General features: G+C 72.5%; 21 protein-coding genes. 5 read left to right on the top strand and 16 right to left on the bottom strand.

Features of this window, described 5'->3' with window-relative positions; genetic code table 11:
* Window positions 1-39: 39 nt before the first annotated feature.
* The gene (locus AB0910_RS12180; RefSeq protein WP_366744455.1) at window positions 40-1,404 is read right to left on the bottom strand and encodes a glutamine synthetase family protein; all 1,365 of its coding nucleotides are present in this window, start codon (window positions 1,402-1,404) and stop codon (window positions 40-42) included.
* A gap of 113 nt (window positions 1,405-1,517) precedes the next feature.
* On the opposite strand from AB0910_RS12180, the gene AB0910_RS12175 reads away from it, so the two are divergent.
* Both AB0910_RS12175 and AB0910_RS12170 read left to right on the top strand, forming a co-directional pair.
* Window positions 1,518-2,381, top strand: coding sequence for an FCD domain-containing protein (locus tag AB0910_RS12175; RefSeq protein ID WP_366744454.1), 864 nt, complete (start codon window positions 1,518-1,520; stop codon window positions 2,379-2,381).
* The gene (locus AB0910_RS12170) at window positions 2,369-3,058 is read left to right on the top strand and encodes a gamma-glutamyl-gamma-aminobutyrate hydrolase family protein (RefSeq protein WP_366744453.1); all 690 of its coding nucleotides are present in this window, start codon (window positions 2,369-2,371) and stop codon (window positions 3,056-3,058) included. Before AB0910_RS12175 ends, AB0910_RS12170 begins: the two co-directional genes overlap by 13 nt.
* Window positions 3,059-3,167: 109 nt before the next feature.
* Here AB0910_RS12170 and AB0910_RS12165 read toward each other — a convergent pair whose 3' ends face one another.
* The 4 genes from AB0910_RS12165 to AB0910_RS12150 all read right to left on the bottom strand — a co-directional run bounded on the left by AB0910_RS12165 (window position 3,168) and on the right by AB0910_RS12150 (window position 8,478).
* Window positions 3,168-3,911, bottom strand: coding sequence for a helical backbone metal receptor (locus AB0910_RS12165; protein WP_366744452.1), 744 nt, complete (start codon window positions 3,909-3,911; stop codon window positions 3,168-3,170).
* Between the two features lie 13 nt (window positions 3,912-3,924).
* The gene (locus tag AB0910_RS12160) at window positions 3,925-4,485 is read right to left on the bottom strand and encodes an XRE family transcriptional regulator (protein WP_366744451.1); all 561 of its coding nucleotides are present in this window, start codon (window positions 4,483-4,485) and stop codon (window positions 3,925-3,927) included.
* A 203-nt stretch (window positions 4,486-4,688) separates the two neighbouring features.
* Complete coding sequence (locus tag AB0910_RS12155) at window positions 4,689-7,331, bottom strand: ABC transporter permease/substrate binding protein (protein WP_366744450.1); 2,643 nt, start codon at window positions 7,329-7,331, stop codon at window positions 4,689-4,691.
* Window positions 7,324-8,478: a glycine betaine/L-proline ABC transporter ATP-binding protein gene (locus AB0910_RS12150; RefSeq protein WP_366744449.1), complete on the bottom strand. Its 1,155-nt coding sequence runs from the start codon at window positions 8,476-8,478 to the stop codon at window positions 7,324-7,326. The genes AB0910_RS12155 and AB0910_RS12150 overlap by 8 nt, the downstream gene beginning before the upstream one ends.
* Window positions 8,479-8,723: 245 nt before the next feature.
* Between AB0910_RS12150 and AB0910_RS12145 the strand changes: the two genes are divergently transcribed.
* The 3 genes from AB0910_RS12145 to AB0910_RS12135 all read left to right on the top strand — a co-directional run bounded on the left by AB0910_RS12145 (window position 8,724) and on the right by AB0910_RS12135 (window position 12,031).
* A complete protein-coding gene (locus AB0910_RS12145; protein ID WP_366744448.1) occupies window positions 8,724-9,677 on the top strand; it encodes a 5'-3' exonuclease in 954 nt (317 codons plus the stop codon).
* Window positions 9,678-9,733: 56 nt separating this feature from the next.
* A complete protein-coding gene (locus AB0910_RS12140) occupies window positions 9,734-10,582 on the top strand; it encodes a siderophore-interacting protein (protein WP_366744447.1) in 849 nt (282 codons plus the stop codon).
* An 81-nt stretch (window positions 10,583-10,663) separates the two neighbouring features.
* Window positions 10,664-12,031, top strand: a complete 1,368-nt coding sequence (locus AB0910_RS12135) for a deoxyribodipyrimidine photo-lyase (protein ID WP_366744446.1) — start codon at window positions 10,664-10,666, stop codon at window positions 12,029-12,031.
* 66 nt (window positions 12,032-12,097) lie between these two features.
* On the opposite strand, the gene AB0910_RS12130 is transcribed toward AB0910_RS12135, so the two are convergent.
* The 11 genes from AB0910_RS12130 to AB0910_RS12080 all read right to left on the bottom strand — a co-directional run bounded on the left by AB0910_RS12130 (window position 12,098) and on the right by AB0910_RS12080 (window position 23,583).
* On the bottom strand, window positions 12,098-14,935 hold the full coding sequence (locus tag AB0910_RS12130; RefSeq protein ID WP_366744445.1) for a DEAD/DEAH box helicase: 2,838 nt from the start codon (window positions 14,933-14,935) through the stop codon (window positions 12,098-12,100).
* 130 nt (window positions 14,936-15,065) lie between these two features.
* Entirely contained in the window at window positions 15,066-16,010 is a 945-nt protein-coding gene (tatC, locus tag AB0910_RS12125; RefSeq protein WP_366744444.1) for a twin-arginine translocase subunit TatC, read from the bottom strand.
* Between the two features lie 73 nt (window positions 16,011-16,083).
* A complete protein-coding gene (gene tatA, locus AB0910_RS12120) occupies window positions 16,084-16,359 on the bottom strand; it encodes a Sec-independent protein translocase subunit TatA (RefSeq protein ID WP_366744443.1) in 276 nt (91 codons plus the stop codon).
* A 261-nt stretch (window positions 16,360-16,620) separates the two neighbouring features.
* Window positions 16,621-16,818: a hypothetical protein gene (locus AB0910_RS12115; protein ID WP_366744442.1), complete on the bottom strand. Its 198-nt coding sequence runs from the start codon at window positions 16,816-16,818 to the stop codon at window positions 16,621-16,623.
* 23 nt (window positions 16,819-16,841) lie between these two features.
* On the bottom strand, window positions 16,842-17,174 hold the full coding sequence (locus tag AB0910_RS12110; RefSeq protein ID WP_366744441.1) for a hypothetical protein: 333 nt from the start codon (window positions 17,172-17,174) through the stop codon (window positions 16,842-16,844).
* Between the two features lie 17 nt (window positions 17,175-17,191).
* Window positions 17,192-18,292 carry a WYL domain-containing protein gene (locus tag AB0910_RS12105; protein ID WP_366744440.1) on the bottom strand — a complete coding sequence of 367 codons (1,101 nt, stop codon included), beginning with the start codon at window positions 18,290-18,292 and terminating at the stop codon, window positions 17,192-17,194.
* A gap of 16 nt (window positions 18,293-18,308) precedes the next feature.
* Window positions 18,309-19,265: a WYL domain-containing protein gene (locus AB0910_RS12100; RefSeq protein ID WP_366744439.1), complete on the bottom strand. Its 957-nt coding sequence runs from the start codon at window positions 19,263-19,265 to the stop codon at window positions 18,309-18,311.
* Window positions 19,266-19,377: 112 nt separating this feature from the next.
* Entirely contained in the window at window positions 19,378-19,749 is a 372-nt protein-coding gene (locus AB0910_RS12095; RefSeq protein ID WP_366744438.1) for an FKBP-type peptidyl-prolyl cis-trans isomerase, read from the bottom strand.
* A gap of 51 nt (window positions 19,750-19,800) precedes the next feature.
* The gene (locus AB0910_RS12090; RefSeq protein ID WP_366744437.1) at window positions 19,801-20,787 is read right to left on the bottom strand and encodes an FKBP-type peptidyl-prolyl cis-trans isomerase; all 987 of its coding nucleotides are present in this window, start codon (window positions 20,785-20,787) and stop codon (window positions 19,801-19,803) included.
* 162 nt (window positions 20,788-20,949) lie between these two features.
* Entirely contained in the window at window positions 20,950-22,311 is a 1,362-nt protein-coding gene (gene pafA, locus AB0910_RS12085) for a Pup--protein ligase (RefSeq protein ID WP_366744436.1), read from the bottom strand.
* Window positions 22,312-22,320: 9 nt separating this feature from the next.
* Window positions 22,321-23,583, bottom strand: a complete 1,263-nt coding sequence (locus AB0910_RS12080; protein WP_366744435.1) for an MFS transporter — start codon at window positions 23,581-23,583, stop codon at window positions 22,321-22,323.
* Between the last annotated feature and the right edge of the window lie 25 nt (window positions 23,584-23,608).

Below are 23,608 nucleotides of genomic sequence, written 5' to 3'. Positions count from 1 at the left end.
CGGGCGGGACGTGCGCGGTACGGGCGTACGGGACGTGCGCTAGAGGCGTTCGAAGGAGCGGCGCAGCTCCCAGTCGGTGACGGCGGCGTCGAAGGCCGCGAGTTCGACGCGGGCCATGTTGGCGTAGTGGTCGACGACCTCGTCGCCGAACGCGGCGCGCGCGAGCGCGCTGCCCTGCCACACCTCGGCGGCCTCGCGCAGCGTGGCGGGGACGTGCGCGTAGTCGCCCTCGTAGGCGTTGCCCGCGCAGGGGGCCGGGAGTTCGAGCTCCCGCTCGACACCGTGCAGGCCGGCGGCGACCAGGCCGGCGACGGCCAGGTAGGGGTTGACGTCGCCGCCTGGCACCCGGTTCTCGAAGCGCAGCGAGGGGCCGTGCCCGACGACCCGCAGCGCGCAGCTGCGGTTGTCGTGGCCCCAGGCGACGGCCGTCGGCGCGAAGGACCCCGGCTGGTAGCGCTTGTACGAGTTGATGTTCGGCGCGTACAGCAGCGCGAAGTCCCGCAGCGCGGCGAGCTGTCCCGCGAGGAAGTGCCGCATCAGCGCCGACATGCCCCCGGGTCCTTCGCCCGCCATCGCGGGGCGGCCCGCGGCGTCGCGCAGGGAGAGGTGGATGTGGCAGGAGTTGCCCTCGCGCTCGTCGTACTTCGCCATGAAGGTGAGCGAGACGCCCTCCTGCGCGGCGATCTCCTTGGCGCCGGTCTTGTAGACGGCGTGGTGGTCGCAGGTGGTCAGGGCCTCGTCGTACTTGAAGGCGATCTCGTGCTGGCCGGGGTTGCACTCGCCCTTCGCCGACTCGACGGTCAGGCCTGCGCCCGCCATCTCGTTGCGGATGCGGCGCAGCAGGGGCTCGACGCGGCCGGTGCCGAGGACGGAGTAGTCGATGTTGTACTGGTTGGCCGGGGTGAGGCCGCGGTAGGCCGCGTCCCAAGCCTGCTCGTAGGTGTCCTTGAAGACCATGAACTCCAGCTCCGTACCGACGTGCGCGGTGAGCCCGCGCTCCGCGAGGCGGTCGAGCTGGCGGCGCAGGATCTGCCGGGGCGCGGCGGCGACGGGCGTGCCGTCGGCCCAGGCCAGGTCGGCCAGGAGCAGCGCGGTGCCGGGGTGCCAGGGCACGCGGCGCAGGCTCGCGGGGTCGGGCCGCAGCGCGAAGTCGCCGTAGCCGCGGTCCCAGGACGCCATCGCGTAGCCGTCGACGGGGTTCATCTCGGTGTCGACGGCGAGGAGGTAGTTGCACCCCTCGGCTCCGTGGTCGAGGACGTCGGAGAGGAAGAAGGGCGCGGCGAAGCGCTTGCCCTGGAGCCTGCCCTGCATGTCGGGGAAGGCGAGGACGACGGTGTCCACCTCGCCCGCGCCGACGAGGCGCGCGAGGTCGCCGGTGGCGAGCGGGGGTGTGCGGTCTGCCACGGGGGTATGGCCTCCTTCGGTCAGCCGGAAGCCTTAAGGTATAACCGCTTACCTTTGAGAGGGAAGCACGAGGGACGACGGGCCGTGGCCGCGGCCCTGCGAGGGGAAGGCACATGGCTCACGCGCCGCAGGACGGCGTGCGCCCCGCCGCGGGGGCGGACGCGCTGGCGCCGGTGCTGCGGCCGGTGCACGCGGGCAACGGCTTCGAGGAGGCGCTCGAACAGATCCTCCAGGTGCTCAGGCTCGGCCTCGTACCGCCCGGCGGGCGGCTGCCCGCCGAGCGCGAGCTCGCGGGCCGGCTCGGCGTCAGCCGGGTCACGCTGCGCGAGGTGCTGAAGGTGCTCGCGGACCACGGCGAGGTGGAGAGCAGGCGGGGGCGGTACGGCGGGACGTTCGTGCGCCCGCGCCCCGCACCCGGCGCGGTACCGCACGCGGGCGGCGCAGAGCTGCGGCGCCGGGTGGCGCGCGCCGACCTCGACGACGTGCTGCGCTTCCGCGAGGTGCTGGAGTCGGGCGCCGCCGGGCTCTGCGCGGAGCAGGGCCTGGCCGACGGCGCGGCCGAGCGGCTGCGCGCCGCGCTCGCCGCGACGCACGAGGCGCCGCTCGGCGACTACCGCAGGCGGGACACGCTGCTGCACCTCGCCCTCGCCGAGCTCGCGGGCTCCCCCTCGCTCACGGCGCAGTACGCGGGGGTGCGCGCCCGGGTGAACGGCCTGCTGGACTGCATCCCCCTGCTGGTGCGCAATCTGGAGCACTCCCAGCGCCAGCACGCGGCGCTGGTCGGCGCGGTGCTCGACCGGGAGGCGGACGCGGCGCGCGAGATCGCGCGCGAGCACTGCGCGGGGACGGCGGCGCTGCTGCGCGGCTTCCTCGCCGACGGCGGCACCGTCGATGCACTGGACCACGAATGGTACGAACACAGACCTTTGGCCGGTCGTCGGCCCGGACTCGGGGAGGAGACGCGATGGCGCCGCTGATCGGCATCAGCACCTACTGGGAGGACCCGGCCGCCTGGGGGCCCTGGCGGATGCGGGCCGCGCTGCTGCCGGCCGGCTACTCCGGCCTCGTCCAGCGCGCCGGCGGCCTCGCCGTGATGCTGCCGCCGGGCGACCCGGGGACGGCTGCGTCCGTGGTGGCGCGGCTCGACGGCGTGGTGATCGCCGGCGGCTCCGACGTGGAGCCGGTGCGGTACGGGGCGGGGCCGCACCCGCGGACCGGGCCGCCCGCACGCGAGCGCGACGCCTGGGAGTTGGCGCTGATCGGCGCGGCGCTCGACGCGGACACCCCGCTGCTCGGCATCTGCCGGGGGCTGCAACTGCTGAACGTCGCGCGCGGCGGCACGCTCGTCCAGCACATCGAGGGCCATGTCGGCGAGGTGGCAGGGCAGTTCGGCGCGCATCCCGTGACGCCGCTGCCGGGGACGCGCTATGCGGGACTGGTGCCGGAGGAGTGCACCGTGCCGAGCCAGCACCACCAGTCGGTGGACCGCCTCGGCGACGGCCTGACCGTCTCGGCCGTGGCCCCGGACGGCACGGTGGAGGCGGTCGAACTGGCGGGCAGGCGCTGGGTGCTCGGCGTCCAGTGGCACCCCGAGATGGCGGACGACACCCGCGTCATGGCCGACTTCGTCCGCGCGGCGGCGGCCACCGCCTGAGCCGTACAGAGCCACCGCCCGAGGCGTACGGACACCGTCTGAGGCGTACACCCCCGGCGCAGGCGCCCGCACGCACCGGCGCACCCGCGCGGCCCCCCAGCCGCTGCCCTCAGCGCGGCCGCAGGGGTGAGCGCAGCGCCGCGGCGAGCGAGGCCGGTGCCTGTTCGAGGGACGGGCCGTACCAGGTGAGCATGCGGCCTTCGACCAGCGCGGCGGAAAGGCCGGGGAACGCCTCGGGGCCGTCGTCGGCCGTGAAGCGGTACGGCTCGTCGGGCAGGACGGCCAGCTCGGCGCCGGCCGCCCGCAGCTCGTCGAGCGGCACGCGCGGATAGCGCTCGGCGTGCCCCGCGTACACGTTGCGCACTCCGAGCCGGGACAGCAGGTCGCCGGCGAAGGTGTCCCGGCCGAGCACCATCCACGGCCTGCGCCACACCGGGACGACCGCGCGCGTCCGGCCGCCCGCAGGGGGCGGCACGGCGGCCCAGGCGGCGCGTGCCCGGTCGAGCCAGGGCGGCGGCGCCGCGAGGCCGCAGCCGCCGACCAGGACGCGGGTCAGCTCGGCGAACGCCTGCCCGAGCGTCCTGACCTCGGTGACGAGCACCTCGGCTCCGCCCGCGCGGAGCGCTTCGAGGTCGGCGGGGCGGTTCTCCTCCTCGTTGGCGACGACCAGGTCGGGGCGGAGCGCGAGGACGGCGGCCGTGTCGGGGCTCTTCGTGCCGCCGATCCTGGCCACGTCGAGGCCCGCGGGGCGCACGCACCAGTCGGTCGCGCCCACCAGTAGCCCGGGGGCGCTCACCGCGACGGCCTCGGTCAGCGAGGGGACGAGGGAGACGACCCGGGGGCGGGCGGCCACGGCGGCGCCCCGCTCAGCGGTCCCGGTCGAAGGTCGCGTCGATGTGCTCGGCGACGGCGACGACCAGGATGCGCGTGCCGGGCTCCGTGGTGCGCCAGCGGTGCCTGACCCCGCCGGAGAGGTAGAGCGTGTCGCCGCGCTCCAGCAGGTAGGAGCGGCCCTCGGCCTCGACCTCGACCGCACCGTCGGCGATGTACATGATCTCGTCGTTGCGGTGCTGGTACTCGCGCCCCGTGTCCTGCTCGCCGCTGTACTCCTTGGCGGCGAGCTGGTGGCCGCCGCGCACCACCCGCCGGATGCCGGGGGCCGAGGCCCCGGCGCCGCAGTCGCCGCGTACGACGTCGACGGTGCGGGCGGAGTCCGCCGCGGCGCGCAGCGCGGCGGGCGTGGTCTCCAGGGCGTCCGCGACCCGTTCGAGTGAGCGGGTGCTCGGCCGGGCACGCTCGTTCTCGATCTGGCTGAGGAAGGGCACCGACAGGCCGCTGCGCGCGGCGACCGCCGCCAGCGTGAACCCGAGCGACCTGCGCCGCCTGCGGACGGCCGCGCCCACTCTCAGCGCTTCCTTGTCGTCCATGTCTGGGCTCCCTCCCGGCCGGACCGCCATCTTCTCAGAGGTCACGCCCTGACAAGACTTGTCGTTTCCGAGCCGAGAGGGAACCGGAAAGGGGGTGAGCCCCGTCACAACGGGTGCTCACCCCTCGACGCAGCGTTTCCGGCCGCCGCTCACCGTGCCGGGCGACGGGCCTCCCGGGTGCGCCGGGAGGCCCGCACACCGTGCTACATCGGGGCCATCCTGTCCACGATGCCGGGGTTCTTGGCCATCCACGCCTTGACGGCGTCCTCCTCGTGGCCGGTCCCCGCCTTCTTGATCTGGCTCTCCAGACCGCCCAGCTCCGCGTCCGACATGTGGAAGTCCTTCAGCCACTTGGTCAGCTGCGGGTACTGCTGGGGGAACTTCTTGCTGGCCACAGTGGTCAGCTTGTCACCGGTGCCGAACGCCTTCTGCGGGTCGGCGAGCTTGGTCAGCTTGTACGTGCTGTACGCCCAGTGCGGGGACCACAGCACGACGGCGACCGGCTTCTTCTGTGCGTAGTCGCGCTTGAGCTCGGCGAGCATGCCGGGCGTCGAGCCGTCGACGACCTTGTACTCCTTGTCGACGCCGTACGTCGGCAGGACCTTGTGCTTGAGGAGGTTCATCTCCTCGGTGCCCGGCTCGATCCCGATGATCCGGTTGCCGAACTCCTTGCCCTTGCCCTTGAGGTCGCTGTACGACTTCACGCCCTTGACGTAGCTGGGCACCGCGACCTCCAGGGAGGTCGGCCCGTACCAGTACCCGATCTTGGTCAGGTCCTTGTGGTACTTGTCCCAGTACGGCTTCTGCGTGTACGGCAGCCAGCCGTCGAACTGCACGTCGAGCTGGCCTCTGGCGAGCGCCGTGTACATCGGGCCCACGTCGAACTGCTTGAGGTTCATCGTGTAGCCGCGCTTGGCCAGCACCTCCTTCCAGAGGTAGGTGGCCGCGACGTCCTCGTCCCAGGGGAACCAGGCGACGTTCAGCGGGCGGCCGGCCTCCTTGGCGACGGCCGCCGCGACCGCCTTGTTCTGCTGGGGCACGGGGGCCCACTTGTCGACCACGCCCGGGTTGGCCTTGAGCCAGGCCTTGACCGCCTCGGGCTCGTGGCCGGTGCCGTACTTCTGGATCTCCGCCTCGAGGCTGCTGAGCTGGGTCTCGCTCATGTGGAAGTTCTTCAGCCAGCCGGCCACGGCCGGGTTGTCGGCGGTGAAGCCCTTGCGGGCGAGCGCGTGGATGCTGTCGCCCTTGCCCCAGGCGTTCTTGGGGTCGGCGAGCTTGGTGAGCTTGTACGTGCTGTACGCCCAGTGCGGGGACCACAACACGACGGCCACCGGCTTCTTCTGCGCGTAGTCGCGCTTCAGCTCGGAGAGCATGCTCGGCGTGGAGCCGTCGGTGACGGTGTACTCCTTGTCGAGGCCGTACGCCTTGAGCACCTTCGTCTTGAGCAGGCCCATCTCACCGGCGCTCGGCTCGATACCGATGATCCGGCCGCCGAACTCCTTGCTCTTGCCCTTCAGGTCCGCCATGGACTTGACGCCCTTGACGTACGACGGGACGGAGACCTCGAGCGAGGTCTGGTCGTACCACTTGCCCATGTCCTCCAGCTTGCTGCCGTACTTCTTCCAGTAGGCGGCGTGCGTGGTGGGCAGCCAGGAGTCGGTCTGCAGGTCGATCTGGCCGTTGGCCTGGCCCTGGTAGAGCGCGCCGGCGTCGTACTGCTTGACGTCGGCCTTGTAGCCGCGCTCCTGGAGCATCTCCTGCCACAGGTACGTGGTGGCGATGCCCTCGTCCCACGGGATGTATCCGATGCTGACGGACTTGCCGTGGCCGACGTCCCGCGTGTCGGCGACCTTGGCGGTGCCGGAGTCGGAGCCGCCGAAGAGGCCGATGCCACCTGCGGCGAGCGCCAGGACCACGACGCCGACGAGCGCCACGACGGGCTGCGGCCGGTGGTTCCAGACCTTGAGCCCCGCGACCCCGCTGGCCATCTCCCGCGCCTTGGCGAGGGTGCGGCGGCCGAGCGGCGAGACCTGCTGGCCCAGCGCGCCGGTCATCCGGTCGAGGTAGATCGCCACGATGACGATGGAGATGCCGGCCTCGAAGCCGAGGCCGATGTTGACGTTGCCGATGGCCTGGAAGACGTCGCCGCCGAGGCCGCCGCCGCCGACCATGCCTGCGATGACCACCATGGAGAGCGCGAGCATCACGTTCTGGGTGACACCGGCCATGATCGTCTGCATGGCGAGGGGCAGCTGCACCCGCAGCAGCGTCTGGCGCGGGGGCGTGCCGAACGCGTCGGCGGCCTCGACCAGCTCCTCGTCGACCTGGCGGATGCCCAGCTCGGTCATGCGCACGCCGGGCGGCAGGGCGAAGACGATCGTCGCGATGATGCCGGGCACGACGCCGACGCCGAAGAAGATGACGCCGGGGATCAGGTAGACCATGGCGGGCATGGTCTGCATGAAGTCCAGGATCGGCCGGAACACCGAGCTGACGGTCTTGGACCTGGCGGCCCAGATGCCGAGCGGCACGCCGATCACCAGGGTCAGGACCGTGGCGACCAGGACGAGCGACAGCGTCTGCATCGAGTGGTCCCACAACTCGATGGAGTCGATCAGTGCGAAGCCGATGAAGGCGAGCACACCTGCGGACAGGCTCCGCAGCCACCAGGCGATGACGGCGAAGATGCCCGCGAGCAGCAGCGGCTGCGGGGCCGACAGGACGTCGAATATCCAGTCGTAGAGGTGGTTGACGAGCCAGGACACCGCGTCGAACAGCCAGGACAGGTTGTCCTGGAGCCAGTTCACCGCGCTGTCGACCCAGTCGCCCAGCGGGATCCTAGGCACTGGCCACCGCCTTGCCCGTGGCGGAGTCCGCGTCGGCGGCGGCGCCCTCGGCGCCCGCCCCCTCGTCGGAGTCCGGCGGGGTCATGGGCTCGCCGAGCACGGCGAGCAGCCGGGACCGCGGCACGACGCCGACGAGCCCGCCGTCCTCGCCGGTGACGGCGACCGGGGCCGCGCTGGTCGAGCAGGGCGTGAACAGCTCGATGATCGGCGTGTCCTCGGAGACCGTGGCGGGCGCGGCGGCGAGAACGTCCTCGGCGGTGCGCAGCTCCTTGCCGGAGTCCGTACGGGTGCCGAAGGCGGCCTCGGGGTCGGCCATGATGGCGCCCGCGGTCAGCACGCGGGAGCGGTCGACGTCCTGGGTGAAGGACGCGACGTAGTCGTTGGCCGGGGTGACCAGGATGTCCTGCCCGGTGCCGAGCTGAACGATCTTCCCGTCGCGCATCACGGCGATCCGGTCGCCGAGGCGCATGGCCTCGTTCAGATCGTGCGTGATGAAGACGATGGTCTTCTTCAGCCTCTTCTGGAGCGTCAGGAGCTGGTCCTGCATGTCACGGCGGATCAGCGGGTCGAGGGCGCTGAACGACTCGTCCATGAGGAGCAGGTCCGCGTCGGTGGCGAGCGCGCGGGCGAGGCCCACGCGCTGCTGCATGCCGCCGGACAGCTCGTCGGGCCAGGAGTCCTCCCAGCCGCCGAGCCCCGCGAGCTCCAGGGACTCGCGGGCCTTCGCCTCGCGCTGCTTGCGCGGCACGCCCTGGACCTCCAGGCCGTAGGCCGCGTTCTCCAGCACGCTGCGGTGCGGGAAGAGGGCGAAGTGCTGGAAGACCATGCTGATCTTGGTCGACCTGACGGAGCGCAACCCCTCCTTGGACAGGGCGGTGAGGTCCTGCCCGTCGAAGAGGACCCGCCCGTCGGTCGGTTCGAGCAGGCCGTTCAGCATGCGCAGCAAGGTGGACTTGCCGGAGCCCGACAAGCCCATCACCACGAAGATCTGCCCCGGCTCGACTGTGAAGGATGCGTCGATGACGGCGGCCGTCGTTCCGTCCGCGCGAAGCTCCTCGCGGTCCGCGCCTTCGCGGAGCTTCGTCACGGCCTCATCGGGTCGTCTGCCGAACACTTTGTACAAGTGCTCGGCTTGCAGCCTGGACACATAAACCTCACGGGTCGAACCGGAAAACGGCCCGCCACCCCCGCCGGGCGAGCCGTGGAGCGGCACGGGGTCTGCCCGCTTCGCCGGCCGTCCGGCCGCCTTGGGCCGGAGGCTGGTCCGCTCCGGCTGCGCGCCTGCCCTCACTTGTACAGACCAAACAATTATGTGATTTACATCATACTAATCGGGCGCCTCGCTCTTGCACGCGGGACATCCCGGGTGTTCACGGTCAACCCCGGCTGTCGGTGCCGTACGGCATCATCGGCGGCGTGACGCGACGCCTGATGCTCCTCGACACCGCCTCCCTCTACTTCCGCGCGTACTACGGCGTGCCCGACTCCGTGCGCGCCCCCGACGGCACCCCGGTCAACGCCGTGCGCGGCCTGCTCGACTTCATCGCACGGCTGGTCCAGGACCACCGGCCGGACGCGCTCGTGGCCTGCATGGACGCCGACTGGCGCCCGCAGTGGCGGGTCGAGCTCATCCCTTCCTACAAGGCGCACCGGGTCGCAGCCGAGGCCCCGGTCGGCGGCGAAGGCACCGATGTCGAGGAAGTTCCCGACACGCTCTCGCCGCAGGTCCCGGTCATCGAGGACGTGCTGGACGCGCTGGGCATCGCGCGCGCCGGCGCCGCGGACTACGAGGCGGACGACGTGATCGGTACGTTCACCGCGCGGGCGACGGGCCCCGTCGACATCGTCACCGGCGACCGCGACCTCTACCAGCTGGTCGACGACGCCCGCGGGGTGCGCGTCCTCTACCCCCTCAAGGGTGTCGGCACGCTCCAGCTCACCGACGAGGCGGTGCTGCGGGAGAAGTACGGGGTCTCCGGCGCGCGCTACGCGGACCTGGCGCTGCTGCGCGGCGACCCGAGCGACGGGCTGCCCGGCGTGCCCGGCATCGGCGAGAAGACCGCGGCCAAGCTGCTCCACGCCCACGGCGACCTCGCGGGGATCCTCGCCGCCGCGGACGACCCGCACAGCGGGCTCACGCCCGCCCAGCGCAAGCGCATCGGCGAGGCGCGCCCCTATCTGGCGGTCGCGCCGCGGGTCGTGCGGGTCGCCTCCGACGTGCCGCTGCCCGCGGTGGACACCGCGCTGCCCGCCGCGCCGCGCGACCCGGAAGCGCTGGACGCCCTGGCGCGCCGGTGGGGGCTCGGCGGATCGCTGACACGGCTCCTCTCCACGCTCGCCCGCTGAGGTGTTAACTTAGGTAAGCCTAATCTGATAGCCCACAACGATCAGGGGAGTTGGCCGTGGCGGAGGAACCGCGCCGCAAGGCACCGACGGTCCGCGAGGCGCGCGTGCTGCGCACCGAGCGCATCACTCCGCACATGGTGCGGGTCGTGCTCGGCGGAGAAGGGCTGGCCGCCGTCGAGTGCGGCGAGTTCACCGACCACTACGTGAAGGTGGTCTTCGGCGCCCCGGGCGTCGCCTACCCCGAGCCCTACGACATGGAGCGCATCCGCGCGGAGTTCCCGCGCGAGCAGTGGCCCACGACGCGCACGTACACGGTGCGCGCCTTCGACCGGGACGCGCTGGAGATGACGATCGACTTCGTCGTCCACGGCGACGAGGGGCTCGCCGGCCCCTGGGCCGCCGGTGCACAACCCGGCGAGACGCTCCGCTTCCTCGGCCCCGGCGGCGGCTACGCGCCGTCCGCGGACGCCGACTGGCACCTGCTCGCCGGCGACGAGAGCGCGCTCCCCGCGATCGCCGCCTCCCTCGAACGGGTCCCCGCGGGGGCCCCGGTGCACGCGTTCGTGGAGATCGAGGGCCCCGAGGAGGAGCAGAAGATCGCCTGCCCCGACGGCGTCGAGGTGACCTGGCTGCACCGCGCAGGCCGCCCGGTCGGCGAGGCACTGGTCGCCGCGGTGCGCGCGCTGGACTTCCCCGAGGGTGCCGTGCACGCGTTCGTCCACGGCGAGGCCGGCTTCGTGAAGGAGCTGCGCCGCCATCTGCGCCACGACCGCAAGGTGCCCGTCGAGCGCCTGTCCCTCTCCGGGTACTGGCGGCACGGCCACGACGACGAGGCGTGGCGCGCCGTCAAGCGCGAGTGGAACGCCCAGGTGGAGCGCGAGCAGGAGGGCCAGGTCCCGGCCTGAGCCCGACCCGCCCGCGCGGCCGCGCCGCGCGGGCGGCCCGAGGTCCGCGCTCCGGGGCCGCGCCCCGCGAGAATGCGCGGCATGACCGTTGCCGTCGCCCTCTTCACCTCCGACCTGCGCGTCCACGACCAGCCCGTGCTGCATGCCGCGCTGCGAGCCGCAGACCAGGTGGTCCCGCTGTTCGTGCGCGACGACGGCATCCACCGCGCCGGGTTCGACGCGCCGAACCGGCGGGCGTTCCTCGCCGACTGCCTCGCCTCGCTCGACGCCGAGCTGCGCGAGCGGGGCGGCCGCCTCGTCGTCCGTACGGGTGAAACCGTCGACCAGGTCTGCCGGGTGGTGCGGGAGACCGGCGCGCACGAGGTGCATGTCGCCGCCGGGGTCAGCGGGTACGCGCTGGGCCGTGAGCAGCGGCTGCGCGAGGCGCTCACCGGCCTGCGGTGCGCGCTGCACGCCCACGACGCCGTGGTCACGGCCCTGCCGCCGGGCCGTGTCACCCCCGCTTCCGGCGACCACTTCGCCGTCTTCACCCCCTACTTCAGGCGCTGGCAGCAGGAGGGCGTACGCACGGCACACGGCGCGCCCAGGTCCGTGGACGTCCCGCGGGTGAAGGGCGAGAAGCCGCCCCGCAGGTCCGACGTCGCCGGCGTCTCCCCAGAAGTGCCCGAGGGCGGCGAGACGGCGGCACGCAAGCGGCTCACGGCCTGGCTGCGCTCCGGCATCGCGGAGTACGAGGACCGCCACGACGACCTCGCGGGCGACGCCACGTCACGGCTCTCGCCCTACCTCCACTTCGGCTGCCTCTCCGCGGCGGAGCTGGTGCAGCGGGCCGGCCGCAAGGGCGGCGCGGGCGCCGAGGCCTTCGTACGGCAGCTCGCCTGGCGCGACTTCCACCACCAGGTGCTCGCCGCACGGCCCGCGGCCTCCTGGTCCGACTACCGGGACAGGGGCGACCGCTGGTCCACGGGGGCCGCGACGGACCGGGCGGTCGAGGCGTGGCGACAGGGCCGCACGGGCTATCCGGTGGTGGACGCGGCGATGCGGCAGCTGCGCCACGAGGGCTGGATGCACAACAGGGCGCGCCTGCTCGTCGCGAGTTTCCTCACCAAGACGCTCTACGCGGACTGGCGTCTCGGCGCCGAGCACTTCCTCAGCCTGCTCGTCGACGGCGACCTCGCGAACAACCAGCTCAACTGGCAGTGGGCCGCGGGCACCGGCACCGACACCCGCCCCAACCGGGTGCTCAACCCGCTCACCCAGGCCAGGCGGTTCGACCCGCGGGGCGCCTATGTGCGGCGCTGGGTGCCCGAACTCGCCGATGTGGCGGGCGCTGCCGTGCACCGGCCCTGGCGCCTGCCCGAGGCAGAGCGCGCCGCGCTCGACTATCCGGAGCCGGTGGTGGACCTGGCGGCCGGCCGCGACCGCTTCCTGCGGGCCAGGGGTGCCTGAGCGCGGCGGCCCGTGCGGCCCCGGTGCGCCGGGTCGCGCCCGCCGCCGCACCGGGGCAGGCACCGCTCAGCCCACCGAGCTGTACGCCACCACGCCGCGCCGCATGCCCTCGATCGCCCGGCGCGCGTTGCGCGCGACCGTGGACCCGTCGGACGACGGGACCGCCGCGATCTGACCCAGCACGTCGATCACCTGCTTGCACCAGCGCACGAAGTCGCCCGCCGGCATCTCCGCCTCCCGCAGCACCTCGTCGAGGCCACGGCCGGACGCCCACATGTACGCGGCCCAGGCGAAGCCCAGGTCCGGCTCGCGCTGGCCGACGCCCTCCGCCTGGTTGATGCGGAACTCGTCCTCCAGCGCGTCGAGCCTGCCCCAGGTCCTGACCATTTCGGCGAGCGCCGTCTTGGCCGGGCCCGAGGGCGTCTTCGGCACCACCGCGTCCTCGGTCTGCCGGGACTCGAAGACCAGCGCCGACACGCACGCGGCGAGCTCGGCGGGCCCGAGCCCCTCCCACACGCCCTCGCGCAGGCACTCGCTCGCGAGCAGGTCGAGCTCGCCGTAGAGGCGCGCGAGCCGCTTGCCGTGCGAGGTGACCTCGTCGCCGCGCAGGTAGTCGAGCTCGGTGAGCAGCCCGACGATCCGGTCGAAGGTCCGCGCGATGGTGTTCGTACGCCCCTCGATCCGGCGTTCCAGCTGCCGCGTGTCCCGGGTCAGCCGGTGGTAGCGCTCGGCCCACCGCGCGTGGTCCTCGCGCTCGCTGCACCCGTGGCACGGGTGGGCGCGCAGCGCCGTGCGCAGCCGGGCGATCTCCCGGTCGTCGGCGGCCGCCGCGCGCTGCTTGCGGTGCCGCTCGGGCGCGATGTGGCCGGCCTTCGTGCGCAGCGCCGACGCCAGGTCGCGGCGCGACTGGGGCGAGCGCGCGTTGAACGACTTCGGAATGCGCATCCGTTCGAGGGGCTCGACCGGCACCGGGAAGTCGATCGCGCCGAGCCGCTTGACCTGCCGCTCGGCGGTCAGCACCAGCGGCCGCGGGCCCTCGTGGTACTCCACGCCCGCGTGTCCGCGGTGCCCGCCCGCACGGCCGGCGGGCACGCCCGGGTCGAGCACCAGGGCGAGACCGGCGAACTTGCCGGTCGGCACGTGGATCACGTCGCCCGGCCTGAGCTTCTCCAGCGAGGCGGCCGCCTGCGCCCTGCGCTGCGCCGCGCCCTGCTTCGCCAGCTCGTTCTCCCGGTCCTTGAGCTCCCTGCGCAGCCGCGCGTACTCCTCGAAGTCGCCGAGGTGGCAGGTCATGCCCTCGCGGTAGCCCGCGAGGCCCTCCTCGTTGCGCTGGACCTGCCGGGAGATCCCGACGACCGACCGGTCCGCCTGGAACTGCGCGAAGGACGTCTCCAGCAGCTCGCGCGACCGGTGGCGCCCGAACTGCCCCACCAGATTGACCGCCATGTTGTACGAGGGCCGGAAGCTGGAGCGCAGCGGGTACGTGCGGGTGCCCGCGAGCCCGGCGAGGGCACCCGGGTCCATCCCACGCTGCCACAGCACCACCGCATGGCCCTCGACGTCGATGCCGCGCCGCCCCGCACGCCCGGTGAGCTGGGTGTACTCCCCCGGCGTGATGTCGGCGTGCTGCTCGCCGTTCCACTTGACGAGCTTCTCAAGGATCACCGTGCGCGCGGGCATGTTGATCCCGAGCGCCAGCGTCTCGGTGGCGAAGACCGCCTTGACCAGGCCCCGGACGAACAGCTCCTCCACGACCTCCTTGAACGTCGGCAGCATGCCGGCGTGGTGGGCCGCGATGCCCCGTTCGAGCCCTTCGAGCCACTCGTAGTAGCCGAGGACGTGCAGGTCCTCGGTGGGGATGGAGGACGTGCGCTGCTCGACGATCTCGCGGACCTCGGCGCGCGCGGCCTCCCCGTTGAGCCGCAGGCCCGCGTAGAGGCACTGCTGCACGGCGGCCTCGCAGCCGGCCCGGCTGAAGATGAACGTGATCGCGGGCAGCAGGCCCTCGGCGTCCAGCCGGTCGATCACCTCGGGCCGCGACGGCGTCCAGATCCGGCTGCGCTGTCTTCGCTCGCGCTCGCGGTCGGCCTCGCGGACCATCCTGCCGCGCCTGCGGTCGCGCGGGTTGTACGTGCGCTGGTTCTCCATCCGCGCCATGCGGACCAGGTCGGGGTTGACCTCGCGCTTGGCCTCGCCGCGGCCGCCGTGGTCGGTCTCCTCCTCGAAGAGGTCGTACATCCTGCGGCCCGCGAGGACGTGCTGCCACAGCGGCACGGGCCGGTGCTCGGAGACGATGACCGCGGTGTCGCCGCGCACGGTGTCCAGCCAGTCGCCGAACTCCTCGGCGTTGGAGACGGTCGCGGAGAGCGAGACCAGCGTGACCGACTCCGGCAGGTGGATGATCACCTCTTCCCAGACCGCGCCGCGGAACCGGTCGGAGAGGTAGTGCACCTCGTCCATGACGACATAGCCGAGTCCGGTGAGCGCCTGGGAGCCCGCGTAGAGCATGTTGCGCAGGACCTCGGTGGTCATGACGACCACCGGCGCGTCGGCGTTGACGCTGTTGTCGCCGGTCAGCAGGCCGACCTTGTCGGCGCCGTACCGGGCGGCGAGGTCCGCGTACTTCTGGTTGGACAGCGCCTTGATGGGCGTCGTGTAGAAGCACTTGCGGCCCTCTCTGAGGGCCAGGTGCACGGCGAACTCGCCGACGATGGTCTTGCCCGAGCCGGTCGGCGCGGCGACCAGCACCCCCTTTCCCGACTCAAGGGCCTCGCACGCCTCGATCTGGAAGGGGTCGAGGCCGAACTCGTACATCTCACGGAAGGGGGCGAGCGCGGTGGCCTGCACGGCGTTGCGGATGCGGGCGGCCGCATAGCGCTCGGCGGGAGAAAGGTCCTCTGTCATCTCGCCCACGAGCCTACCCGCCACCTCGGACACTCACCTCGGTCTTTCGCCCCGGTACCCGGTGCCCGGTACGCCCCCGGCTCCCCGCACACGGCGTGCGGGGAGCCGGGGGCCGGACGGCGCTGGCGGGTCAGGTCACGTCGTCGAAGCCGTTGACCCGGTGCCCCTCGGACTGCTCCGGCAGAGCGGGGGCGGAGGCGACCGGCTCGACGGGCTCGACGCGCTGCGGGGCCAGGTCGAGGTCGGAGGCCTCGTCGTCGTCGGGGCCGCCCTCGTCGCGCAGCCGCTTGCGCCGGTCGTTGAGGTAGGCGACGAAGCAGGCGGCGAAGTAGAGGATCCAGATGGGCGCGGCCAGGGCCAGCATCGACAGCGGGTCGGTGCTGGGGGTGGCCACCGCGGCGAACACCGTGATCCCCATGATCATCAGCCGCCACCAGCCGAGCATCCGCTGCGCGCTGAGGATCCCGACGAAGTTCAGCATCACCAGCAGGAGCGGCATCTCGAAGGAGAGGCCGAAGACGAGGACCATGCGGGTGACGAGGTCGAGCAGGTCGTCGAGGGGCAGCAGGTTGGCGATGTTGTTCGGCGTGAAGTCGAGGAGGACCTTGGCCGTGGTCGGCAGCACCTCGTAGGCGAAGAAGGCGCCGAAGAAGAACAGCGGCACGCCGCTGCCGACGAAGATGAGGGCGTACTTCTTCTCGTGCCGGTGCAGGCCGGGGGCGATGAACGCCCACAGCTGGTACAGCCAGATCGGCGAGGCGCACACGACGCCCGCCATCAGGGTGACCTTCAGGGCCAGCGAGAACGGGCCGAGCAGGCCGTTCATCGTGATGTTGGCGCAGGGCTGGCCCTTGTGGTGGGCGAGCGAGGTGAAGTCACCCGAGCACCCGACGGACTGGAGGACCGGGTGGGTGAAGAAGTTGATGATGTCGTTGTAGAAGAACCCGGCGACACAGGCGACGACGACGATCGCCAGGAGGCCCTTCGCCAACCTGTTGCGCAGCTCTCTCAGGTGCTCCACGAGGGGCATGCGACCCTCGGGGTCCTTCTGCTGCTTGCGGGCAGAGCTGGCCAACCCACTTCCTCATCTCGTGCGGCGGACACACGCCGGCAGGCGGCGCCGCTCCTGGCCCTTGGTGCGGTACGGCTCAGCGCTGGGTGGTGTCCGAGGGCTCGGTGACCGGGCGGGCGGTCGTCACGTCGCCGGGCGCGGCCTTGATGGTGCGCTGGGCCTCGGCGTCGTGCGGCGGGTCGGCGGGGGCGCTCTGGCCCTGGTCCGACTTCATCGCCTTCGCCTCGCTCTTGAGGATGCGGGCGGACTTGCCGAGCGAACGCGCCATGTCCGGAAGCTTCTTCGCACCGAACAGCAGGACGATCACGACGAGGATGAGAATGATCTCGGGGGCGCCGAGCCTTCCGAACATAATGGTTACCTTCTCACCGAGGCGGCATGGGGGGCCTGCGTCACACAGGGCGGACGGGTGCCCGACCGGTGTCCTACGCAAGGATCGTAACGCCCGGGGATGAACCCCGGGCAATCCCTGTGCGTACTTCCGCACGCGGCCCAATGCCTCGCTCGCTGGGCCACGGACGCCAGCGTACCCGCCGAACACGCATTCCAGGAGGGGGCGGAGAAATGCGGGCCGCCGCGGGATCCCCGTGCGGCGCCCGGGCCGCGCGCCGGCCTATCGCAGCGCCTCGCCCGACGCGGCCATCCGCTCGGCGGCCCGTTCGAGGTCCGTGGCCGCCCGGTTGATCCGGTCGGTGGTGTGGGCCACTTGGCGGCCGAGCCGCTCGGTTTCGAGGAAGACGCGGACGGCGAGCACACCGAGCACGGCGGTCCCGCAGAACCCGAGGGCGATCGCGAGCATGGGCCAGAGCATGGGCGAGAGCCTAGTGCCTCAGGTCACCCGGCGGCGCCGCCGGGCGCACGCCCCGCGGTGCCCGCGACGCTGTGCAGGCGGAGCGTCCTGACGCCGCCCTCGCTGAGCAGTTCCACGATCCGCTCCCCCGCCGGCTTGCGGACCGAGGCCTCGCAGTCCGGGCAGGTGAAGGAGTAGGACGTGGTGCGCCTGCTGGCTCCTATGGCCAGCAGGAAGGCGTCGGCCGGCAGTTCGAAGCCGGCCCGGCACTCGGGGCAGGCGGCCTTGAAGCGCACGGGTGCGACGGCGGTGAGCTCGTCCTCAGGCGCGTGGTCGGCAGGACCGGGCGTGTCGGACCCGTCGGGCGTGGGGGGCATGGTTCCCGGGTCTCCTTCTACTCGCGGCCTTGGAGGCCTGCGCGGTCCGCGGGCGCGTGGGGGGTGCCCTGCGGGTGGGCGGCGTGCGGCCGTGCGGCGGCGTCTTCGGGGGCCTCTCCGTCCTCGTACGGGCGGACGCCGGTGTCTTTGGTGCCGCCCGCACCCTCGTACGCGGCCAGCGCGTCGCGCGCCGCCTGCCGTGCGCTCTCGGCGAGGTCGGGCGGCGAGACGATGCGGCCCTCGCCGCCGAGCCGCAGCGCGAGGCGGCGCAGCGAGGCGGGCGCGGGGGTGCGCAGCGTGATGCGCAGGCCGCCGTCCGGCAGCTCGTCGGCGCTGTCGTGCGGGTAGTACTCGGCGACCCAGCGCCCGCCCGGGCCCACCTCCACGACGACCTCGGGGTCGTCGGCGGACGGCTGGACGAGCCCCTCCGACAGGTCGCGCGGCTCGATGGCGGGCGGCGCCGCGGGCTCGTCGAGCAGTTTGATCTCGGCGACGCGGTCGAGCCGGAAGGTGCGCCGGGCCTCGGAGAGGTGGCACCAGCCCTCCAGGTAGGTGTGGCCGACGGCGAACAGCCTGATCGGGTCCACCTCCCGCTCGGTCAGCTCGTCGCGCGCGGGCGAGTAGTAGCGCAGCCAGAGCCTGCGCCGTTCGGAGATGGCCCGGTCGACGTCGGCGAAGACCCCGCCCTCGGACTCGAAGGTGACGGAGAGCCGGGAGCTGGCGCCCGCGGCCTCGCCCGCCGCGGCCTCCAGCTTGGCGGTGGCGCGCAGCAGCGCCTCCCGGTCGCCGTCGCGCAGCCCCGGCAGGGTCGCGACGGCGCGGGCGGCGACGAGCAGCGCGGTGGCCTCGTCGGCGGCGATCCGCAGCGGCTCCGCGACGTCGTCGGGGTTGTGCCACCAGATGCGGTCGCCGTCGGTGTCGATGTCGAGGAGGTCGCCGCCGCGGAAGCTGGTGCCGCACATGGGCAGCACGTCCAGGTCGGCGATGAGCTCGTCCTCGCTGATGCCGAAGGCCCTGGCCACGTCGGAGACATGGGCGCCAGGACGCTCGCGCAGATAGGTCACGAGCGAGAGCATGCGTCTGGTGCGGTCGATGGCGTTGCCGTTGGCGGTGGCCATGGTGCGTGTCCCCTTCTCAGCCCGCGGCCACGGCGCGCAGCCGGTCCACGACGTCGGCCCGCAGATCGGCGGGTTCCCTGACGACCACGTCGGGGCCGAACTCGACGAGCCACGCGTCGAGGCCGTGCCCGTAGGGGATCTCCAGCTCGTCCCAGCCGTCGCCGAGCTCGCGGGAGGAGAGCGCCTTGGCGCGCAGCGGGTAGCCGGCCCCGGCCCGCAGCCTGATCAGGGCCGAGCGGGTCGCGGTCTCGCCCGCCCAGGTCTCGACGGTCTCCCGGACGGTGGAGACGTCGGGCACGGGCGCCGTGAAGGAGCCGCTGCGCGTCCTGACGCGCCCGCTGATCCGGGAGAGCCGGAAGACGCGCTCGGCGCCGCGGTCGCGGTCATGGCCCGCCAGGTACCAGTGGCCGCGCCAGCACTCCAGCGTCCAGGGCTCGACCTGCCGCTGCTCGGGGCGGGCGGCGCTGGCCTTGCGGTAGTCGAAGGAGACGGGCCTGCGGTCGCGACAGGCGAGCATCAGCGGCTCGAAGGCGGCCTCGTGCACGGGGATGCGGGGTTCGAGGGCGCTGTGGTGCGCCTCGTAGCTGTCCTCGGCCTCCGGCATGCCGGCGGCGCGCAGCTTGTGCAGGGCGCCGCTCGCCGCGCCCGCGAGGCGCGCCTGCTGCCAGACGCGTGCGGCGACGCCGAGCGCCGCGGCCTCCTCGGCGTCCAGGGTGATGGCGGGCAGCCGGTTGCTGTCGCGGCGAGCGAGGTAGCCGGTCTCCCCGTCGAGCCCCTCGACAGTCTCGATGACGAGGCCGAGTTCGCGCAGGTCGTCCTTGTCCCGCTCGAACATCCGGTTGAAGCCGTCGTCGGTGCCCGCTTCCAGGTACGCCTCGATGGAGCCGCGCAGCTCGCGCTTGCTGAGGGGGCGTCGGGTCCCGAGCAGACACAGCGCCAGGTTCATCAGCCGCTCTGCCTTGGCAATGGCCATCGACGCCCCTCCGTGTGGTGCCTGTGCTGGTCGACGGTACCGCCCCCGGGCGGACCTGGAAAAGCTGAGGGCCCGCGCCGACCGGCACGGGCCCTCTCGCGAACGGAAATGATCAGACCGCGACCAGGTCGCAGACGAAGATCAGCGTCTCGCCTGGGGCGATGCGGCCGCCCGCGCCCTGGTCCCCGTAGGCGAGGTGCGCGGGGATGATCAGCTGGCGGCGCCCGCCGACCTTCATGCCCTGCACGCCCTTGTCCCAGCCGGAGATGACCTGGCCGACACCGAGCTGGAACCTGAGCGGGGTGCCGCGGTTCCAGGACGAGTCGAACTCCTCACCGGTGGAGAACGCCACGCCCACGTAGTGGACGGCGACGGTGTCGCCGGCCTTCGCCTCGGCGCCCTCGCCCTCCCAGAGGTCCTTGATCTCCAGGTCGGCGGGCGGCTCGCCGCCGGGGAAGTCGACCTCGGGCTTCTCGTTCTTCACTGCACTGCTCCTCGCGGGTTGTACGCGTTGCTCTGGTGAACCGCCCAAGTCTTACACTGCGCCGAGGATGTCCACGACGAAGACCAGGGTCGAGTTCTTGGGCAGGTCCGGGCTCGGTGACTGGTTGCCGTAGCCGAGGCTCGGCGGGATCACCAGCAGGACGCGGCTGCCGACCTTCTGGCCGACGATGCCCTGGTCCCAGCCCTTGATGACGGCGCCGGTGCCGATGGCCGTGGTCAGCGGCACCCCGCTGTTGAAGGAGCTGTCGAACGCCTTGGCGGGCGACTTTCCCTCGTTGGGCTTCCAGGCGGCGCCGGTGTACTGCATCACCACGGTCTGGCCGCTCTTGACGGTCGCGCCCTTGCCGGGGATGAGCGTCTTCTTGACGAGGTCCTTCGGCGGGTCGGACTTCGGCACCTGGATGGTGGCAGGGGCCGCGGCGTCGGCCTTGATCTGCGGCAAGTCCTTCGGAACGGCCGACTGGGAGCCGCTGACCTGCTTGGGCAGGGTCTTCTGGATGTCCAGGACGAACACGAGCGTGTCGCTGCCCTTGACGCCGAGCTGCTGGTTGCCCTGGCTGCCGAAGCCGGCCGTCGGCGGGGCGACCACCAGGACGCGGCTGCCGACCTTCTGGCCGACGACGGCCTGGGAGAACGCGGGGATGATCTGCGGGGAGCCCGCCGGGATCACCTGGGGGGACGCGCCCTTGTCGTACGAGCTGCCGAGGTCCTTGCCGCCCCACACCTTGGCGGTGAAGCCGGCGACCACGAGCTGGTCCTTCTTGATGGCCGGGCCGCTGCCCTGGGACAGGGAGTGGACGACGAACTTGTCGGTCGGCTTCCCCTTCGGGACGCTGATGTCGGCCTTCTTGCCTGACGCGCCGCTGACGGACGGCATCGGGTCGGCCGAGCCGACCGGCGTCGGGGGTTTCGCGGGTGCGGACGCGCTCGGACTCGGCGCGGCCGAAGACGCCGCGTCGTCCTTCTTGTTGTCACCGCTGCAGGCTGCGGTCAGCACCAAGGCCGGCACGATCAGCAAGGCTGCAAGACTGCGTCGCACAGTGGGTCCTCGTGGGGTAGGCGTTAGATCGGTGGCCGCCACTCTACGACTCTTCCCCCACCCGTCACCCTCGTCGCACGGCGTGGGCCCCGTACGCACTCGTACGGGGCCCACGGCCGGGAGGGACTCACGCGCGCCCCGTCACATCCCCGCGATGAGCTTCTCCACCCGGTCGTCGACCGACCGGAACGGGTCCTTGCACAGGACGGTGCGCTGCGCCTGGTCGTTCAGCTTGAGGTGGACCCAGTCGACGGTGAAGTCGCGCCGCTGCTCCTGGGCCCTGCGGATGAAGTCGCCGCGCAGCCGCGCCCTCGTGGTCTGCGGCGGCACCGACTTGCCCTCGAAGATCCGCAGGTCGTTCGCGACGCGCGCGGCCTGGCCCTTCTTCTCCAGCAGGTAGTAGAGGCCGCGGCGGCGGTGGATGTCGTGGTACGCGAGGTCTATCTGCGCGACCCGGGGGTGCGACATGGTCATGTTGTGCTTCTCGCGGTACCGCTCGATGAGCTTGTACTTCATGACCCAGTCGATCTCGGTGGCGATCTTGTCGAGGTCCTCGGTCTCGATCGCGTCGAGGGTGCGGCCCCACAGTTCGAGCACGCGGTCGACGGTGCCGGTGCGGATGTCGCGGCGCTCGACGAAGTCGACGGCCTTCTCGTAGTACTCGCGCTGGATCTCCAGGGCTGACGCCTCGCGCCCGCTGGCGAGGCGCACCTTGCGGCGCCCCGTGATGTCGTGGCTGACCTCGCGGATGGCCCTGATCGGGTTCTCCAGGGTGAGGTCGCGCATCACGGTGCCCGCCTCGATCATCCGCAGCACCAGATCGGTGGCGCCGACCTTGAGCAGGGTCGTCGTCTCCGACATGTTGGAGTCGCCGACGATCACGTGGAGCCTGCGGTAGCGCTCGGCGTCCGCGTGCGGCTCGTCCCTGGTGTTGATGATCGGCCGGGAGCGGGTCGTCGCCGAGCTGACCCCTTCCCAGATGTGCTCGGCGCGCTGGCTGACGCAGTAGACGGCGCCGCGTGGCGTCTGGAGCACCTTGCCCGCGCCGCACAGCAGCTGGCGCGTGACGAGGAACGGAATGAGGATGTCCGCGAGACGCGAGAACTCGCCGTGGCGCGCCACCAGATAGTTCTCGTGGCAGCCGTAGGAGTTTCCGGCCGAATCCGTATTGTTCTTGAACAGGTAGACGTCGCCCGCGATTCCCTCCTCGTGGAGGCGGCGTTCCGCGTCGACGAGCAGGCCCTCCAGAATGCGCTCACCGGCCTTGTCGTGCGTGACCAGCTCGGTCACGTTGTCGCATTCCGGGGTGGCGTATTCCGGATGCGAGCCCACGTCGAGGTAGAGACGGGCGCCGTTGCGCAGGAAGACATTGCTGCTGCGGCCCCATGACACGACACGGCGGAAGAGGTAGCGCGCCACTTCGTCAGGTGACAGTCGGCGCTGTCCCCTGAACGTGCACGTGACGCCGTACTCGTTCTCCAGCCCGAAAATGCGGCGGTCCATGTCTGAACATTACGCCTGATGGCCTGAGCTGAAACCGTGTTCGGGCGCGTCACTTCGATCATTTTCCGCGGGGGCCCGCCCGCTCCCGGGGCCCGCGGGGACGGCGAGGGCCCGCCGGGTGGCGGCCAGCACGAGCAGGGCGGCGAGCCCGGCGGCCCCCGCGACCGCGAAGGCTGCGGAGGTGCCGGCGTGCTGGGCCACGGGGCCCGCCACGGCGGTGCCGAGCGCGGAGCCCACGCCGAAGGTCGTCACGAGCCAGGAGAACGCCTCCGTGACGGTGCCCCGCGGGGCCTGCCGGTCCACCACGACGAAGGCGCAGGCGAGCGAGGGCGCGAGGAAGACGCCCGAGAGCACGGAGAGCAGCACCATGGCGACGGTGCCAGGGGTGAGGGCGAGCGGCAGGTAGCAGACCGCGAGGAGCGCCACGACGGCGAGGAGCCTGCGCTCGGGGACGCCGGTCCAGTCGCGTGCCCCGTAGACGGCGCCGCCGAGCAGGGCGCCGAGGCCGAGTGCGGCCATCAGCCAGCCGTACACGGAGTCGCCGCCTGCGCCGTCCGCGTAGGCGACGCCCGCGACGGTGATCGAGCCGAGCGCGGCCCCGACGAAGAGGAAGGCGCCGAGCAGCGCGAGCAGGCCGGGCGAGCGCAGGGCGCCGAGCCAGTGTGCCTCGCGGTCGGCGGAGCGCCAGGCCCGGGAGGGTCCGGAGACGACCACGGAGAGCGCGCCGAGCACGCCGACCGCGTTGACCACGAGCAGCGCGGCCGCCGGGGACGCGACCGCCACGAGGGCGGTGACCAGCAGCGGCCCCACGGTGAACATGACCTCCTGGGCCACCGCGTCCAGCGCGTACGCCCGGTGGACGCGGTCCGTCCTGCCGAGCACGCCGGGCCACAGGGCGCGCAGCCCGCCCTCCAGGGGCGGTGTGCACAGGCCCGCGACGGCGACCGCGGCGAACGCCGACGCCGGCGTCCCGGTGCCCGCGGCGACGAGCAGCGCCATGCCGAGCGCCGAGACGACGGCCGCGGGCAGCTGGACGCGGGGCTGGCCGCGCAGGTCGACGGCGCGGCCGAGCAGCGGCTGGCCCACGGCGTTGGCGAGGCCGTAGACGGCGGCCAGGGCGCCGGCGAGGCTGTAGCTGCCGCCGTCGGCCCGGGCGAACAGCACGACGGCGATCGGCGCCGTGGCGTTGGGCAGCCTGCCCACCAGCGTGCCGGTGAGCAGCCGCGCCGCGTGCGGCGCCCGCAGCAGCTCCAGATATCCGGTGGCTCCCACGCCTGTGCCTCCCTGGTCGGGTGAT

Source organism: Streptomyces sp. NPDC047002 (genome assembly GCF_040704505.1).
In the GTDB taxonomy this organism is placed as follows: domain Bacteria; phylum Actinomycetota; class Actinomycetes; order Streptomycetales; family Streptomycetaceae; genus Streptomyces.
Note: the sequence above shows the minus strand (reverse complement) of the source record. Positions and strands in the feature narration are given on the sequence as shown.

Bases quoted from the DNA above. Each gene is read 5' to 3' on its own strand.
- AB0910_RS12105 (WP_366744440.1), bottom strand. From the start codon at position 18,292: ATGGCCACCGCCAACGGCAACGCCATCGACCGCACCAGACGCATGCTC.
- AB0910_RS12160 (WP_366744451.1), bottom strand. From the start codon at position 4,485: ATGGACGACAAGGAAGCGCTGAGAGTGGGCGCGGCCGTCCGCAGGCGG.
- AB0910_RS12130 (WP_366744445.1), bottom strand. From the start codon at position 14,935: ATGACAGAGGACCTTTCTCCCGCCGAGCGCTATGCGGCCGCCCGCATC.
- AB0910_RS12135 (WP_366744446.1), top strand. From the start codon at position 10,664: ATGACCGTTGCCGTCGCCCTCTTCACCTCCGACCTGCGCGTCCACGAC.
- AB0910_RS12110 (WP_366744441.1), bottom strand. From the start codon at position 17,174: ATGCCCCCCACGCCCGACGGGTCCGACACGCCCGGTCCTGCCGACCAC.
- AB0910_RS12175 (WP_366744454.1), top strand. From the start codon at position 1,518: ATGGCTCACGCGCCGCAGGACGGCGTGCGCCCCGCCGCGGGGGCGGAC.
- pafA (WP_366744436.1), bottom strand. From the start codon at position 22,311: ATGGACCGCCGCATTTTCGGGCTGGAGAACGAGTACGGCGTCACGTGC.
- AB0910_RS12100 (WP_366744439.1), bottom strand. From the start codon at position 19,265: ATGGCCATTGCCAAGGCAGAGCGGCTGATGAACCTGGCGCTGTGTCTG.
- AB0910_RS12115 (WP_366744442.1), bottom strand. From the start codon at position 16,818: ATGCTCTGGCCCATGCTCGCGATCGCCCTCGGGTTCTGCGGGACCGCC.
- AB0910_RS12170 (WP_366744453.1), top strand. From the start codon at position 2,369: ATGGCGCCGCTGATCGGCATCAGCACCTACTGGGAGGACCCGGCCGCC.
- tatA (WP_366744443.1), bottom strand. From the start codon at position 16,359: ATGTTCGGAAGGCTCGGCGCCCCCGAGATCATTCTCATCCTCGTCGTG.